This window comes from Planosporangium spinosum, assembly GCF_049999945.1.
Classification (GTDB): domain Bacteria; phylum Actinomycetota; class Actinomycetes; order Mycobacteriales; family Micromonosporaceae; genus Planosporangium; species Planosporangium spinosum.
Genome location: NZ_JBLYUB010000002.1, coordinates 26,783 through 40,611, shown reverse-complemented (window position 1 = coordinate 40,611; position 13,829 = coordinate 26,783). Strand labels below are relative to the sequence as shown.

Annotated in this window: 16 protein-coding genes; 11 read left to right on the top strand and 5 right to left on the bottom strand. The window is 71.8% G+C overall.

The genetic code is table 11. The features are described 5' to 3' along the window. The first annotated feature begins 72 nt into the window (after positions 1-72). Together ACNTMW_RS03000 and ACNTMW_RS02995 are read left to right on the top strand one after the other, a co-directional pair. Positions 73-1,281, top strand: a complete 1,209-nt coding sequence (locus ACNTMW_RS03000) for an RNA-guided endonuclease InsQ/TnpB family protein (RefSeq protein ID WP_426631771.1) — start codon at positions 73-75, stop codon at positions 1,279-1,281. A 130-nt stretch (positions 1,282-1,411) separates the two neighbouring features. Then, positions 1,412-2,128, top strand: a complete 717-nt coding sequence (locus ACNTMW_RS02995; protein ID WP_426631770.1) for an alpha/beta fold hydrolase — start codon at positions 1,412-1,414, stop codon at positions 2,126-2,128. Positions 2,129-2,183: 55 nt separating this feature from the next. Here ACNTMW_RS02995 and ACNTMW_RS02990 read toward each other — a convergent pair whose 3' ends face one another. The 3 genes from ACNTMW_RS02990 to ACNTMW_RS02980 all read right to left on the bottom strand — a co-directional run bounded on the left by ACNTMW_RS02990 (position 2,184) and on the right by ACNTMW_RS02980 (position 5,387). After that, positions 2,184-3,209 (bottom strand): serine hydrolase domain-containing protein, encoded by a 1,026-nt coding sequence (locus ACNTMW_RS02990; protein WP_426631769.1) that lies wholly within the window; start codon positions 3,207-3,209, stop codon positions 2,184-2,186. A gap of 45 nt (positions 3,210-3,254) precedes the next feature. Further along, on the bottom strand, positions 3,255-4,190 hold the full coding sequence (locus tag ACNTMW_RS02985; RefSeq protein ID WP_426631768.1) for an MBL fold metallo-hydrolase: 936 nt from the start codon (positions 4,188-4,190) through the stop codon (positions 3,255-3,257). 123 nt (positions 4,191-4,313) lie between these two features. Next, positions 4,314-5,387 carry a hypothetical protein gene (locus ACNTMW_RS02980; RefSeq protein ID WP_426631767.1) on the bottom strand — a complete coding sequence of 358 codons (1,074 nt, stop codon included), beginning with the start codon at positions 5,385-5,387 and terminating at the stop codon, positions 4,314-4,316. A gap of 86 nt (positions 5,388-5,473) precedes the next feature. Here ACNTMW_RS02980 and ACNTMW_RS02975 point away from each other — a divergent pair, with 86 nt between their 5' ends. Beyond that, positions 5,474-6,139, top strand: a complete 666-nt coding sequence (locus ACNTMW_RS02975) for a TetR/AcrR family transcriptional regulator (RefSeq protein ID WP_426631766.1) — start codon at positions 5,474-5,476, stop codon at positions 6,137-6,139. Positions 6,140-6,217: 78 nt separating this feature from the next. Here the strand turns inward: ACNTMW_RS02975 and ACNTMW_RS02970 are convergent, their stop codons facing one another. Continuing rightward, a complete protein-coding gene (locus ACNTMW_RS02970) occupies positions 6,218-6,595 on the bottom strand; it encodes a DUF2203 domain-containing protein (RefSeq protein ID WP_426631765.1) in 378 nt (125 codons plus the stop codon). A 116-nt stretch (positions 6,596-6,711) separates the two neighbouring features. On the opposite strand from ACNTMW_RS02970, the gene cynS reads away from it, so the two are divergent. Both cynS and ACNTMW_RS02960 read left to right on the top strand, forming a co-directional pair. Then, positions 6,712-7,161 (top strand): cyanase, encoded by a 450-nt coding sequence (gene cynS / locus ACNTMW_RS02965; RefSeq protein ID WP_426631764.1) that lies wholly within the window; start codon positions 6,712-6,714, stop codon positions 7,159-7,161. 65 nt (positions 7,162-7,226) lie between these two features. Then, entirely contained in the window at positions 7,227-7,490 is a 264-nt protein-coding gene (locus tag ACNTMW_RS02960) for a hypothetical protein (protein WP_426631763.1), read from the top strand. 96 nt (positions 7,491-7,586) lie between these two features. Here the strand turns inward: ACNTMW_RS02960 and ACNTMW_RS02955 are convergent, their stop codons facing one another. Continuing rightward, the gene (locus tag ACNTMW_RS02955; RefSeq protein WP_426631762.1) at positions 7,587-8,501 is read right to left on the bottom strand and encodes an alpha/beta hydrolase; all 915 of its coding nucleotides are present in this window, start codon (positions 8,499-8,501) and stop codon (positions 7,587-7,589) included. A 190-nt stretch (positions 8,502-8,691) separates the two neighbouring features. On the opposite strand from ACNTMW_RS02955, the gene ACNTMW_RS02950 reads away from it, so the two are divergent. From ACNTMW_RS02950 to ACNTMW_RS02925, 6 genes are all read left to right on the top strand, one after another. Further along, positions 8,692-9,762, top strand: coding sequence for a GGDEF domain-containing protein (locus ACNTMW_RS02950; protein ID WP_426631761.1), 1,071 nt, complete (start codon positions 8,692-8,694; stop codon positions 9,760-9,762). A 96-nt stretch (positions 9,763-9,858) separates the two neighbouring features. Then, positions 9,859-11,028 carry a hypothetical protein gene (locus tag ACNTMW_RS02945; RefSeq protein ID WP_426631760.1) on the top strand — a complete coding sequence of 390 codons (1,170 nt, stop codon included), beginning with the start codon at positions 9,859-9,861 and terminating at the stop codon, positions 11,026-11,028. An 18-nt stretch (positions 11,029-11,046) separates the two neighbouring features. Beyond that, positions 11,047-11,508 carry an SRPBCC family protein gene (locus ACNTMW_RS02940; RefSeq protein WP_426631759.1) on the top strand — a complete coding sequence of 154 codons (462 nt, stop codon included), beginning with the start codon at positions 11,047-11,049 and terminating at the stop codon, positions 11,506-11,508. A 161-nt stretch (positions 11,509-11,669) separates the two neighbouring features. After that, positions 11,670-12,638 carry an ABC transporter ATP-binding protein gene (locus tag ACNTMW_RS02935; RefSeq protein ID WP_426631758.1) on the top strand — a complete coding sequence of 323 codons (969 nt, stop codon included), beginning with the start codon at positions 11,670-11,672 and terminating at the stop codon, positions 12,636-12,638. A 32-nt stretch (positions 12,639-12,670) separates the two neighbouring features. Next, entirely contained in the window at positions 12,671-13,528 is an 858-nt protein-coding gene (locus ACNTMW_RS02930) for an ABC transporter permease (RefSeq protein WP_426632130.1), read from the top strand. Positions 13,529-13,540: 12 nt separating this feature from the next. Next, on the top strand, positions 13,541-13,795 hold the full coding sequence (locus tag ACNTMW_RS02925; protein ID WP_426631757.1) for a helix-turn-helix transcriptional regulator: 255 nt from the start codon (positions 13,541-13,543) through the stop codon (positions 13,793-13,795). Positions 13,796-13,829: the final 34 nt, after the last annotated feature.

Sequence of the window (13,829 nt, the reverse complement as noted above, 5' to 3'; positions counted from 1 at the left end):
GCCGCCAGGGCGGATCGGCGTCCACCCGCGTGGGGCCGCGAGGGTCATCGTTGGCTTGCTAGGTTGTGGGCCATGGCCAGGACGGTGAAGCGGGCGTTCAGGTTCCGCTTCTACCCGACCGACGCGCAGGCCGCGGAGCTGGCGCGTACGTTCGGCTGCGTCCGCAAGGTCTACAACCTGGCCCTGGCCGCCCGCACCGAGGCATGGACGCGGCGGCGGGAGCGGGTCAACTACCACGCCACCTCGGCGATGCTGACCGCGTGGAAGAAGACCGAGGAACTGGCGTTCCTGGGCGACGTCTCCGCCGTCCCTCTGCAGCAGACGCTGCGCCACCTTCAGGTGGCGTTTGCGAACTTCTTCGCCGGCCGGGCTCGGTATCCTCGGTTCAAGTCGAGGAAGAAGTCGCGCCGCTCGGCGGAGTACACCACCAGCGCGTTCCGCTTCCGCGACGGCACGCTCACCCTGGCCAAGATGGCCGAACCCCTGGCGATCGTGTGGTCGCGTCCGCTGCCCGAGGGTGCGACCCCGTCCACGGTGACCGTGTCGCAGGACGCGGCCGGGCGCTGGTTCGTGTCGCTGAGGTGCGAGGACACCGTCGCGTCGGCCCCGGCCACCACGGCGGCGGTCGGTATCGACGCCGGCCTGGACAGGCTGCTGACCCTGTCGTCCGGGGAGAAGATCGCCAACCCGCGGCACGAACGCGCCGACCGGGCCCGACTCGCCCGCGCCCAGCGGGAGCTGGCCCGCAAGGACAAGGGCTCGGCCAACCGGGCCAAGGCCCGGCGCACGGTCGCCCGGATCCACGCCCGGATCACCGACCGGCGCCGCGACCTGCTGCACAAGCTGACCACTCGACTCGTGCGTGACAACCAAACGCTCGTGATCGAGGACCTGACCGTGCGCAACATGGTCAAAAACCACCGCCTCGCCCGCGCCATCAGCGACGCGGCCTGGCGACAGTTCCGCGAGTTGCTGGAGTACAAGGCCGACTGGTACGGCCGCACCCTGGTCGTGATCGACCGGTGGTACCCGTCCAGCAAGCTCTGCTCCGCCTGCGGAGCACTCGCGGAGACGATGCCGCTGGGCGTGCGGGAATGGACGTGCCCATGCGGCACCGTCCACGATCGCGACGTCAACGCGGCCCGCAACATCCTGGCCGCCGGGCTGGCGGTGACGGCCTGGGGAGCCGGTGTAAGACCTCAACGGGAGTCCTCCCGGACGGGGCGGTCGGCGGTGAAGCAGGAAAACCCGAGGGCGACCACGGGAATCCCCGCTCCTTAGGGCGGGGAGGATGTCAAGGACCGCACTCTAGGCCGAGCCATTCGCCATCGACGACCGGTTTGCGAACGCCTCGACACCGCGTGATCCGGTCACGGCCCGCCACTCGCCTGCGGGTACTACTGCGCGCGGCATGCCGACGGTCCGAGTCGACGACATCACCATGTACTACGAGATCCACGGAGCGGGGGCGCCGCTCGTCCTGATCGGCGGCCTGGGCGCGGACCTCACTCTGCTCACCCCGATCACCGACGAGTTGGCCCGGCACCGTCGGGTGATCGTGTTCGACAACCGTGGAGCCGGACGTACCGACCAACCGGACCGCCCGTATTCGATCGAGTTGATGACCCGGGACACGGTAGGTCTGATGGATGCCCTGTCCATTGATCGGGCGGACATCCTCGGGATCTCCATGGGTGGGCGGATCGCGCTGGAACTCACCCTCACCCACCCCTCCCGAGTGCGCAGGCTTGTCCTGGTCAGCACCTCCGCGGCGGGCCGGGGGAAGGTACACATGTCCTGGCCAATGCGCCTGATGTGGCTGTTGCAGTGGATCCCCGGGATGCACGGCAGGTACCCGCAGCCCGGGTACGCGCATCGCCGCCAGCGCGAAGCGGCCGTCCGGTACGACGCCACGGCGCGACTGGACCAGATCAACGTCCCCACGCTGATCCTGCACGGGCGGCGCGACAGGTCTCTCCCCCTGTCCATGGCCGAACAGCTGCACAACGGCATCGCCGGCTCGCGGCTACAGGTGTTCCGAGGCGGACACATGTTCTGCTCCCTGACCGAGCGGCACGTCTTCCTCACGCGGGTCGACGAGTTCCTGACCGGGACGACCAGGAACTGATCGACGCCGAGGAGCCGCTGCGGCTGCTCCAGGCCCTCCTCGATGCCGCGGGCGGTCAGGCCGAGAGGGCGGCCTGAACGAAGGGCGCGTCGGTGGTGAGCGGGTCGTGTGCGTCGAGGCCGTTCTGCCAGAGCACGATGCACCGGCCCGCCGTGGTGCGCATCGCGACCGTCGAGTAGCCCGGCATGCCGCCGGGGTGGCCGTACGCGACCGGGCCGTTGCCGAAGTCGTACCGCACGATGCCCAGTCCCCGTGACCGGTGCTCGTCGACGACCTCCTCGCAGTCGATCATTCGGGCGAGGTCGTCGGCGGCCAGCAGGGTACCGCCGAGCAGCCCGTCCAGGAAGGCGGTGAGGTCCCCGGCGGTCGCCACGATCGCCCCGGCGGTCCAGGACTCGGACGGTGAGATCGTCGTGCACTCCACGTAGGGCGAGGTGGCGCCGTCCCGCAGGTACCCGGTCGCGTGCGGGCCGCGCAGGTACGGATCCACGGTGGGGAACGTGGTGTCGTGGAGGCCCAGCGGCTTGACGATCCGTTGCCACAGTTGCGCCTCCACCCGCTGCCCGGTCGCCTTCTCGACGATCATTCCGAGCAGCACGTAGTCGGTGTTGCTGTACCGGAACCCGGTGTCCGGGGCGAGGCGGTCGGGGCTCGTCAACGCCGCGGCGACGAGCTGTTCGGGCGACCAGTAGCGGTCCAGCGCCCGCAGGTCCCGTGGGTCACCGAAGACCGCATCCACGTAGTCCGGCAGGCCGGAGCGCATGCGCAGCAGCATCTCCACGGTGATGGCCGCGCCGTCGGGTACGGCGTCGGGGAGCCAGCGCTGTACCGGGTCGGCCAGCGAGACAGCGCCCTCGGCGACCAGTTGGAGCACGACCGTGGCCAGGTAGACCTTGGTCACGCTACCCACCCGGAAGCGGTCCCGAGCCTCGATCGGCCGGGGACGCCGGAGGTCGGCCACGCCGACCGACCCCTCGAACACCACCCGACCGCCCTCGGTGATCAGACCGAAGAGCCCTGGACCGTGGTCCTGTCCGGTACGGGCGAGGGCCTCCCGGAGGGCCGCGCCATCCACTGCCATCCCGGCAATCTAGCGGACGTGATCAATGCACGTCCGGTCGCGCGCCTACGCCAGGCAGCGGATCGGGCCGCCGTGGAAGGCGACCATCTCACCCCACACCGTGGCCAGGTCCAGCGTCGCGCCGACCGGCTGGCCGTCGAGTTCGCGGTACGCCCGGTGCAGGTTGCCGATCAGCCGTTCCCGCTCCTGCCAGCCGTCGAACCGGCTCGCCCCGGCCCGGCGGGCCGCCTCCAGCGGGCCCAGTCCGGCCGCGTGCCCGTCCCGGGCGAGCCGGTCGACGTACGCGGCGTACCCGTCGAGGTCGTCGAGTAGCCGGACCACCTCGTCACCGCGGCAGACCGGCCCGTGGCCGGGCACCAGGATCTCGGGTTGCAGGGCACGTACCGCGGCGAGGGCCTTCGGGTAGCCGGACACGCTTCCTTCGGCGAGGAACGGCTGCCCGCCGGCGAACGCGATGTCCCCGGCGAACAGGATCCGCTGCTCGGGTAGCCAGACCACGACGTCGCTGCGGGTGTGCGCCGGTCCGACGTGGTGCAGTTCGACGGTCCGCCCACCCAGGTGCAGGGTCATCGAGGTGGTGAACGTGACGTCGGGCGGGCGCAGCTCGATGCGGCCGTAGTCCGGGCCGGCGAACAGGTGCGCGGCGAGCAGGCCGGCGGTGAGGACGTCCTCGCGGCAGGTGACGTGCCCGATGATCGGGGTCTGCGCGGGCATCAGCCAGTTGCCGAAGGTGTGGTCGCCGTGGTGGTGGGTGTTCACCAGCGCCCGCGGGGTGGCGGTGCTGACCCGCGCGACGTGGGAGAGCAGGGCCCGGTTGCGGGCTTCGGTGGAGGTGGTGTCGACGAGGACGAGGTCGCCATCGTCACCGGTCACGATCCCGGTGTTGTTGAGCATCCAGGACCCGTCGGGCTGGACGTAGGCGTAGACGCCGGTGGCGAGCTCGACCAGTTCGGGTGCGGCCACCCGGGGCTCGGCGGGCATCGGTTGTCCTCTCGGTCGCGGGCGGGCCCGTCCCGGCGGCCGGTGCAGCGGCCCCGGCTCGGCGCACCCCCTGAGATTCTGCCCGCCGACGCATCCCGGCGTCAGGCCCTTCCGGTGCGGTCCTCAGTCGGTTACGGCCCGCCCCTGCCGCCGGTGGCGCAGCACCGAGGCGGCCAGCGCGACGGCGGTACCGACCACCGCGTAGACCGTGATCACCGCGACCGGCCGGGTGATGTCGTGGCCGCCGAAGTAGACCACCCGGCGTACCGCCTCGGTGCCCGCTCCGTTGGGCAGGCCCGAGCTGATCACCCGCCAGAACGTCGGCAGCATGGCCGGCTGGTACGCGCCGCCGGCGCTGGGGTTGCCGAGGACGACGAACAGCAGGACGGTCAGGCCGATCCCGATGACGCCGAACAGGGACTGGAACGCCATCGTGACGGTGGCCGCCGCCAGGACCAGGAGCGTGCCGATGCCCCACAGGGCGAGCAGGTGTCCGTCGAGCGCGCCGAGCACCGGGCCGACGATCACGGCGCCGCCCAGGCCGGACACCACCGCGTACGGGACCACGGCGGCCAGCCGGATCACGGCCCGGTGCAGGTTCGCCGGCCGGGCGCCCTTGGCCACACCGAGCAGGGCGGCGACCAGGTACCCGCCCACGATCCAGCCGATGACCAGATAGAACCCGGTCAGGCCACGCCCGTCGCCGGTCTGAAGGGGTACCACGTCGGTGACCGTGACGGTGCGGTGCTGGCCGGCGTCGACCGCGGTGACGACCTGTTCGACGGCGCCGGCGATTGACGTGCCGGCGCCGGTCGCGACCAGCAGCGTGTCCGTGCTACCACGGGGGTCGACGACCAACGCGGCCGCCGTCGTGCCCTCCTGGATCCGGCGGCGGGCGGTGTCGGCGTCGGACACGGCGACCGCGTGGACCGGTTGGCCGTCGATGGCGTTGAGCCGGTCGACCGTCGTGCCGGTGACCTGGGCGGGCGCCACGACCGCGAGGTCGATGCGGTGCGGCTTCGGGTGATGGAAGGCCCCGACGTACGACAGGATGAAGCCCAGTTGCAGCAGCAGGACGCCGACGACGATCCCCACGGTGCGCAGCGGTACCGCGTCCCGCAGTTCGTCGACGAACCGCGGGGCGGCTGCCGGCTCGCTCGGTGCCTCGTGTCGGCCGTGGTGGTGATCCAGGGTCATCGTTGCTCCATCCGCGCTGGTGAGCTGCCTCAACCCACGATACGATTATGTATCGAATACAAAAACGTATCGAGATGGAGATCACGATGACGGTCAGTGGAACATCCGGTGACCACGAGTCCCGTCCGGCGCGGGTGACCCGCCGCCGCGCCGAGACCCGGCAGCGGCTGCTCGACGCGGCCTTCGAGGTCTTCGCCGCGCGCGGCTTCGGCCGCGCCACGGTCGAGGAGGTGTGCGAGGCGGCCGGCTACAGCCGGGGCGCCTTCTACTCCAACTTCGACACCATGGACGAGCTGTTCTTCGCGCTGTACGAGCAGCGCACCGCCGCGGTGGTAGCCGTGATCGAACAGACCCTCGGCGATCCGGGAATGGCCACCGGCGCGGGGGACCTGGCCGGGGCGGTCGACCGGATCCTCGCCACCCTGGGCGCCGACAGCCGGTGGTACGCGGTGAACGCCGAGTTCACCGCGCACGCGCTGCGCCACCCCGAGGTCGCCGCCGCGCTGGCCCGGCACCGCCGCGCGGTCCGCGAGGCGCTGGTACCGATCCTGACCGCCGCGGCGGCGGGCCTGGACCTGCCACCCGCCGCCGCCACGCCGGACCTGCTGGCGCGCACCATCGTCGCCGTCCACGACGGTTCGCTCGCGCAGGTCCTCATCGAGCCCGACGCGGCCGACCTGCGCACCTGGCAGCGTGACCTGTTGCTGGGTGCGGTCCTCGGCGACCCGTCCCAGGTCCGACCGGGGGCCTAGCCGCGGAGCGCGGCCATGCGGGGTGGCGCGCCGCGGGAGTGGCCGCCCGCCGACGGCCCGCTCCCGGCCACCCGTCGGTCAGGTCACCGGGTCGGCCGGCAGTCGGCGTCGCCCGGCGATCCCGAGGTCCGGCCGGTGGTACCAGGCCAGCTCCGCATCACCCTCCAGCCAGCACAGCAGGACCGGCTCGCCGTCGAGGTCGGCCGGGAAGTCGACCAGCAACGGCGCCAGTCCCTTCAGCTCCGCGCCGGTCTGCTGCACCGCCGTCATCAGCTCGTCGAGCCGCGCCTCGGCGGCCTTCCATTCCGGCAGGCCGCCCAGCCGGGTCGGTGGGCCGCCGACGGCCAGCGCCGCGGCCAGCTCGGCGGCGTCGGCGCGCACGGCGACCAGCTCGTCGAGTACCGGCCGCAGCCGGGCCAGCTCCTGCCGCGCCTCGGCCAGCGTGAACAACCCCATGGCGACAGCCTGCCACTGGCGCGGTCGCGGTCGGCGGGCGGTGGGTTTCAACCGTCCGTCACCGGTCAGGTCGGGTGCGGGCGCCGGAGAGAGCGGTAGTTGGACGGGAGGTCGTCATGACACGGGACGAGGTCACGCGGGCCGTGGTCGCCGCCAGGCTGGAACGGGGGCTGGCCTGGCAGGCGCTCGCGGGCGCGATCGGCAAGCCGGTGGTGTGGACGGTGGCGGCGCTGCTCGGCCAGCACCCTCTCGATCCGGCGGACGCCGAGATCATCGTGACGACGCTGGGGCTGCCGGCGCAGGCCGTACCGGTGCTGACGGCGGTACCGATGCGCGGTGCGCTGCCGACGGCCGTGCCGACCGACCCCACGATCTACCGCCTGTACGAGGTGCTCCAGGTCTACGGACCCGCCCTCAAGGAGATCATCCACGAGCGGTTCGGCGACGGCATCATGAGTGCGATCAACTTCGGCGTCTCGGTCGACCGGCGCGAGGATCCGGCCGGCGACCGCGTCGTGATCACATTGGACGGCAAGTTCCTGCGGTACGAGTGGCCGTCGCGGTGACCGGGGGTGCCCCGCCACGCATTGGTGTGTACCGCTCGGTCGGCGGGGTGCGGCATGATGAGCCGGTGACGAAATGGGAGTACGCGCGACTGGAGTACAAGGCGACCGGGGAGTTCGGCACCGACCGGTTCATGGACTGGGACGCCATCTTCCACTACCCGGGCGGCGCCCAGCGATGGGGCACCGACGAGCGCTTCGACGACCTGCGCCATCTCAACCGGGCCGGCGCCGCCGGCTGGCAGGCGTACGATCGCGCGGCGCTGATGGTCGGTCAGCCGCTGCGCCTGCACGCGGTCACCTACTCGCTGCGGCGGCCGGTGGCGGAGTAGCGTCCGGACGGCCCCGCCGCGGCGGGGTACGCGGACGCCGGCGCCATCCCGACCGCGCCGGTCAGCCTGTTCCGTCAGCGGGACTTCGCTGCGCAGCTAGTGGGAGCCCACATAGCCGTTGAGCCATGCCTTGATGTCATCAAGGGCTGCCTGCGCCATGGGGGTCGGGTGAGCGGTGAAGCCGTGAGGCGAGCCGGGGTAGCAGCGGAGATCGACTTCGACTCCGGCCGCTGACAGCCGCGCGGCCATGGCCAGGTTGTCCTGGAGCAGGATGTCGGCATCTCCGACAACGATGAGGACAGGAGGCAGGTCCGCAAGGTCGGCGTAGATCGGGGACAGGTCGGGATGCGTGCGGTCGGACGCGGCCCCGGCGTAGGCATCGAGGAAATACTCGTCGGCGATCAGGCGGCCCGCGGGTGTCTGTGCGCTCAGGTCGTAGGTTCCGAACTGCAGCACGGCGGCATCGACTGCGGAGATCCCCCGATCGCGCAGGCGGAGAAGCGTGGTGACCGCGAGCGTCGCGCCGGCCGAGAAGCCCACGATGGCGAGCTTGGTTGCGCCGAACCGGGCCGCTGCCTTGTCGGCGAGCCAGACAGCCGCGGTTTCGCAGTCCTCGGGTGCGGCCGGCCACGGGTGCTCAGGGGCCAGCCGGTAGTCCACGCTCGCGATCGCAATGCCGAGCGCGTCCGCAAGCTCCCGGTTGCGGATGTCGCTGGAAGCGGCCGATCCCAGGTAGAAGCCGCCGCCGTGGATCTCGAGGAGGACGCCCGTTGCTGGCCTGCCCACAGGGGCGTGGATCCGCAGCGGGACGCTACGGCCGTCGACGCTGACGAGCTCCTCCACGGCCGGCGGTTGCGACGGGGCGGCCTCGATGAGATCGGCTCGGACAGCGCGAAGCTCCTCCCAGCTGCTGGGGCCACGCCCGGCCGGGCGATTCGCGTAGAAGGCGCGGGAACCTTCGACAAGAGGCAGCAGGCGCGGGTCGATCAGCTGGGTGAGTCCGAGTTTCATCCAGACGGACATTACGAGCAGGGCGAGGGTGGACCGTACCGGGGAGCTGGCGGCACCGACCGTGTGACCGGGCCGACGCGGTCGATACCTCAGGTCGGGGGCCCGGCCGTCGATGGTGGAGCGTCGACCGCCCGTAGGACGGCCGTCGGAGTGGTGACGTTGCTGGCCGGGCAGGGAGGACGTGGGGGCGGTGAACGGGTCGGGCGACGGGCTGGACCGGGCCGAGCGACGGAGGACGCTCGCCGCGGCGACCGCGGACGCGATCGTCCCGTGCGCGTTCGGCCTGTCGGTGCTGTTCGCCTTCGGCGCCGTCATCTGGCTGGGCTACGCGGCGCTGCCCTGGGCCTCCGTCGACGCGTCGGTGAACGCCGTGGCGAGTCTGCTGTTCCTGGGCCTCGCGGTGTGGTGCCGCCGGAACCCGATGCCCGAGCGTTGGGCGCACCCGGTCGCCGCCGGCAGCTACGTCGTCGTCCTCGGGATCGCCGCGCTGCCGCTGCTCCAGCAGCGCCGTGCCCTCGACACCGTGAACATCATCCTGGCGGTGATCGGCGCGGGCGTGTTCATCCGGTCCCTGCCGTGGCTGCTCGTCCTGGTCCTGGGGTCGGCCGCGGGGTGGGTCGCGGTGGCCGTGCAGGCACCCGCCAGCGCCGGCTTCGCCGACTTCGGGTACGGGATGCTGATGGCCTGCGTCACCTCCGTGGTGGTCAACGTCGTCCTCCGGCGCACCACCCTGCGCCTGGAGGCGGCACGCGCCGAGCTGCGCCGGCTGGCCGACCTGGACCCGGTGACCGAGCTGTACAACCGGCGCGGCTTTCTCGCCGTCGCCGAGCGCCTGCGCGACCGGGCCGACCGTACCGGCCGGCCGCTCGTCGTGCTGTGCGTGGACGTCGACCGCATGAAACTCATCAACGACCGGTTCGGCCACGCCGCCGGGGACGCCGCGATCCGCGAGACGGCTGCGCTGCTGCGCCAGGCCCTGCGCCACGGCGACCCGATCGGGCGGATGGGCGGCGACGAGTTCAGCGCGGTCCTGCCCGACCTCGACGACCCCGCGCCCGTCGTGGCCCGGCTGCGCGAACTGCTCCGGCGGGCCGGCCGTACCCGGACCGGCGGCCACGACCTGACGCTCAGCATCGGATTCGTCGGCTACGACCCGCGCCGACCCTGCTCGCTCGACGAGCTGCTGCACCGGGCGGACCTCGCGATGTACGCCGAGAAGTCCGTCCACCGCGACCACGGCAGCCGGCCCCTCTTGCCCTGATCCAGTAGGAAACGCCGGGTGGTAGCCCTCCTCTTCCTTCATGATCATGGCGCGACACCGGTACCCGCCGCGGGCGGGGTACTAGTGTCGGGGCCCATGGTGACCCGTCGATACCGCCCGCCGTGGCGCACGCCCGGTGCGCCACGGCGCCCGGTCGGAACCCCGCGCCGGTCCATGGTCGCCACGCCGCGCCGGCGCCTGGTCGCCGGGCTGGTCGCGGCGGCCGTCGCGGTGGCCGCCGCCACGGTGGTGGGCGTGGTCGCCGGGGGGACCGGCGCGGACCGGCACGTCGCGCGCTTCGCCACGCCGGCGCCGTCGGACCAACCGAACAGCTCGGCCCTGGCCGTACCGGCGTCGCCGTCGGTGACCCCGCCCGCGCGCGACGGCCTGCTCATCGGCATCGGCGACGAGGCCGACCGGGCGAGCGGGTTCGCGCTGACCCGGCAGGCCCCGGTGCGGATGCTCACCAGCTGGTACAACCGGCCGGAGGATCTCGGCGACTTCATGGCGGGCTGGCGCACCACCTGGGTGCCGAGGCTGTACGCACAGGGGTACGCGCTGCACCTGGTGGTGTGGTCGGGTGACGCCGAGGGGCCGGTGAGCACGAAGTACGGGGCGGCTTGCGGGCGGCGGTACCCGCTGTCGACCGGGTTCCTCGACGACATCCGCCGGGTCGCGCAGGTCTTCGCCGGTCCGCGGACCGGGCCGCCGCTGTACGTCACGCTGTTCACCGAGTTCTCCACGTACCCCTGTGTGGACAACGAGTGGTCCGGTGACCCGCGGGCGACCGCCTACTACCTGGCGCTGAAGGACCAGTACCGCGCGGCATACGACATCTTCCACCGGGTGGCCGCGAACGCGCGGGTCTCCCTGGGGTTCGGCGGCTGGCTGGCGACCTACGACTACCCCGCCAAGGGTGGTGGTCGTAGCCTGCTCAACCACTTCACCGACCTGATGGCGGCGTCGGACTTCCAGAGTTTCCAGGCGATGGACGACAACGGTGGCAACCCCGACCAGATCCGCGCCATGACGAAGATCCTCGGCCGGTACGGGCCGGTCATGGTGGCGCACTACAAGCCGGACAACGGTAGCCGCGCGATGTTCGCCGCCGAGGTGCGGCAGATCTTCACCGACGCGTACCTGCGCGACGTCATCCGCGACGGCCTGTTCGCGATGAGTTTCATGACCAACGACGACCTGGCCGCCGACCCGACGACGTTCCGGTTCGTCAGGGACGCCGTGGCCCGGTACGGCCGGGACCACTGACCCGGGGGAGGCCACCGGATGGTCATCGGCACCACCCACCTGGAGATCACCGCGACCGTCCCGGGGCCGGCGGCGGCGGTACGGGACTGGTTCTGCGACATCACCAACCTGACCCACGTGCATCCGCTCGTCGTCGGCGTGCGGCGGCAGCGGCAGACCGTCGAGAGTGGCACCACGGTCACCGACTACCTGGTGACCGACCGGATGGCGGTCGCCGGCCGGCGGGTACGGTTCACGTACCGGGTGCGGGTGTCGGCACCCGCGCAGGGTCCGGTGCGCATGTTGGCCCGCCAGTTCCCGATGATCCGGCTGGACAACGAGCTGTCGTTCACGCCCGCCGACGGCGGCACCCTGATCCGCGAGCGGTTGACCGTGCACGCCCCCCGGCCGCTGCTGCGCTTCGTCGCCGCTGAGGCCGAGCGGGCGCACCGCCGGATGTACACCGCCATGGGCGGCCTGTTCGGGTCCGACCCGGCCTGAGGGCCGACCCGGCTGGGCGTGGACCCGGCCGGAGGGGGCGACCCGGGCCGTGGGCCGGTTCTGACGGACAACCGACACCCATCCGGCCGTCGGACGACTGGCCCGCATGTAGCACACCTGCTATCTTCTGGCATACCTGTTGTACGGGGAGGTACAGGTCTATGACAACGGTGGGGGAGTTGCCGGCACCGGCCAGGGGCGCTCGACCGGCGGACGAGGATCTCGTGCTCGACGTGCGGGACCTGAGGATGAGGTACGGGGCGACCGACGTCCTGACCGGGGTGACGTTCACGGCGCGGCGCGGCGAGGTAGTGGCGCTGCTCGGGCCCAACGGCGCTGGTAAGACCACGACGATCGAGATTCTCGAGGGCTTCCGGATGCGGTCGGCCGGCGACGTCGCCGTGCTCGGCGTGGACCCGGGGCGCGGCGGCGAGCGGTGGCGCGCCCGGCTCGGCGTGGTGCTGCAGTCCTGGCGTGACCATGGCAAGTGGCGGGTCCGGGAACTGCTGGCGCACCTTGGTTCCTACTACGCCGCCCACTCCACCTACGGCATCCGCCGCCCCTGGGACGTCGACGAGCTGGTCGCCGAGGTGGGGCTGACCGCGCACGCCGACCGGAGGGTCGCCCAGCTCTCCGGCGGGCAGCGGCGCCGGCTCGACGTCGCGATCGGCATCGTGGGCCGACCGGAGTTGTTGTTCCTCGACGAGCCCACGGTCGGGTTCGACCCGGCGGCCCGGCGCGAGTTCCACGACCTGGTGCACCGGCTGGCCGACGACGACACCACGATCCTGCTCACCACCCACGACCTCGACGAGGCGGAGAAGCTGGCGGACCGGATCCTGGTGCTGGCCGGCGGGCGGGTCATCGCCGACGGCTCCGCCGACGAGCTGTCCCGGCGGGTCGCGGCCGAGGCCGAGGTCCGCTGGACCTGCGACGGCGGGCGGTTCGTGCACTCCACCACCGACGCCACCCGGTTCGTGCGGGAGCTGTTCCGGCAGTACGGCGATGCCATCGGTGACCTGGAGGTGCGCCGAGCCAGCCTGGAGGACACCTACATGGCCCTGGTGCGCGATTTCGAGTCCGGTCGCGGCGACTCCGCGATCCACGCCTTCACGGAGGTCGCCCGATGAGCACGACGAACCCGGCGGGTACGAAGCACCCGATGGGCACGAACCCGAAGGTCGCGGCGGTCCGGGCCGGGCTGGCGCGCGGCTGGATCGAGCTGCGTCACACCTTCACCAACACCGAGAGCCTGTGGGGCTACCTGTTCCCCACGGCGATCCTCCTGACGGTCATGTTCTTCATGCGCGACAAGACCGTTCCGGGCACCAGCTTCTCGCTCGGTACGCGCACCCTGCCCAGCGCGCTCGGCATGGGTATCGCGTTCAGCGGCCTGGTCACCCTGGCGCAGCAGCTCACCGTCGAGCGCGAGGACGGCACCCTGCTGCGGGCGAAGGCGGTCCCCGACGGGATGCTCGGATACCTCATCGGCAAGGTCACGGTCGTGTCCGGCATGAGCCTGGTGAGCATCGTGCTGCAACTGGTCCCGGGTGCGCTCCTGCTGGACGGCCTCGCGCTGGACCGGCCCGGCGCGTGGCTGACCCTGGCCTGGGTGCTGCCGCTGGGGCTGGTGGCCACCATGCCGATCGGCGCGATCGTCGGGTCGTTCATCTCCAACCCCCGCAACCTGGGGCTGGTCATGCTGCCGGTGATGGGGCTCGTCGCGATCTCCGGTATCTTCTACCCGATCACCAGCCTGCCGGGATGGTTGCAGGGGATCGGGCAGGTGTTCCCGATGTACTGGTTGGGATTGGGGATGCGGTCGGCGCTGCTGCCTGACGCGATGGCCGCGGCCGAGCTCGGCCACTCCTGGCGGCACCTGGAGACCCTGGGCGTCCTGGGGATCTGGGCCGTGTTCGGGATGGTCGTCGCGCCCGTGGTGCTGCGCCGGATGGCGCGCCGGGAGTCCGGGTCCAGTGTGGCCGCCCGCCGCGAGAAGGCGCTGCAGCGGGTGACGTGAGAGGCGGACGCGATGAGTGACGTCATCTACAACCGCATCGCCATGCTGCGCGCGGAGCGGGGCATCTCCCGGCGGCAGCTCGCCGAGGCGCTCGGCGTGCATTACCAGACCGTGGGCTACCTGGAGCGCGGCGAGTTCAGCCCGAGCCTGCACCTCGCGCTGCGGATCGCCGCGTACTTCGAGGTGCCGGTGGAGGTGGTGTTCTCGGTCGAGCCGTTCCCGCGGCTCGGCGGCGCTTCGCCGGCCGGCGCCGAAAAAACGGCGTGAACATCGTGGGATGCGGATATGTCGACGCGGTGTC

Coding starts and splice junctions, on each gene's coding strand:
- ACNTMW_RS03000 (WP_426631771.1), top strand. CDS start 73: ATGGCCAGGACGGTGAAGCGGGCGTTCAGGTTCCGCTTCTACCCGACC.
- ACNTMW_RS02995 (WP_426631770.1), top strand. CDS start 1,412: ATGCCGACGGTCCGAGTCGACGACATCACCATGTACTACGAGATCCAC.
- ACNTMW_RS02990 (WP_426631769.1), bottom strand. CDS start 3,209: ATGGCAGTGGATGGCGCGGCCCTCCGGGAGGCCCTCGCCCGTACCGGA.
- ACNTMW_RS02985 (WP_426631768.1), bottom strand. CDS start 4,190: ATGCCCGCCGAGCCCCGGGTGGCCGCACCCGAACTGGTCGAGCTCGCC.
- ACNTMW_RS02980 (WP_426631767.1), bottom strand. CDS start 5,387: ATGACCCTGGATCACCACCACGGCCGACACGAGGCACCGAGCGAGCCG.
- ACNTMW_RS02975 (WP_426631766.1), top strand. CDS start 5,474: ATGACGGTCAGTGGAACATCCGGTGACCACGAGTCCCGTCCGGCGCGG.
- ACNTMW_RS02970 (WP_426631765.1), bottom strand. CDS start 6,595: ATGGGGTTGTTCACGCTGGCCGAGGCGCGGCAGGAGCTGGCCCGGCTG.
- cynS (WP_426631764.1), top strand. CDS start 6,712: ATGACACGGGACGAGGTCACGCGGGCCGTGGTCGCCGCCAGGCTGGAA.
- ACNTMW_RS02955 (WP_426631762.1), bottom strand. CDS start 8,501: ATGAAACTCGGACTCACCCAGCTGATCGACCCGCGCCTGCTGCCTCTT.
- ACNTMW_RS02945 (WP_426631760.1), top strand. CDS start 9,859: ATGGTGACCCGTCGATACCGCCCGCCGTGGCGCACGCCCGGTGCGCCA.
- ACNTMW_RS02940 (WP_426631759.1), top strand. CDS start 11,047: ATGGTCATCGGCACCACCCACCTGGAGATCACCGCGACCGTCCCGGGG.
- ACNTMW_RS02935 (WP_426631758.1), top strand. CDS start 11,670: ATGACAACGGTGGGGGAGTTGCCGGCACCGGCCAGGGGCGCTCGACCG.
- ACNTMW_RS02930 (WP_426632130.1), top strand. CDS start 12,671: ATGGGCACGAACCCGAAGGTCGCGGCGGTCCGGGCCGGGCTGGCGCGC.
- ACNTMW_RS02925 (WP_426631757.1), top strand. CDS start 13,541: ATGAGTGACGTCATCTACAACCGCATCGCCATGCTGCGCGCGGAGCGG.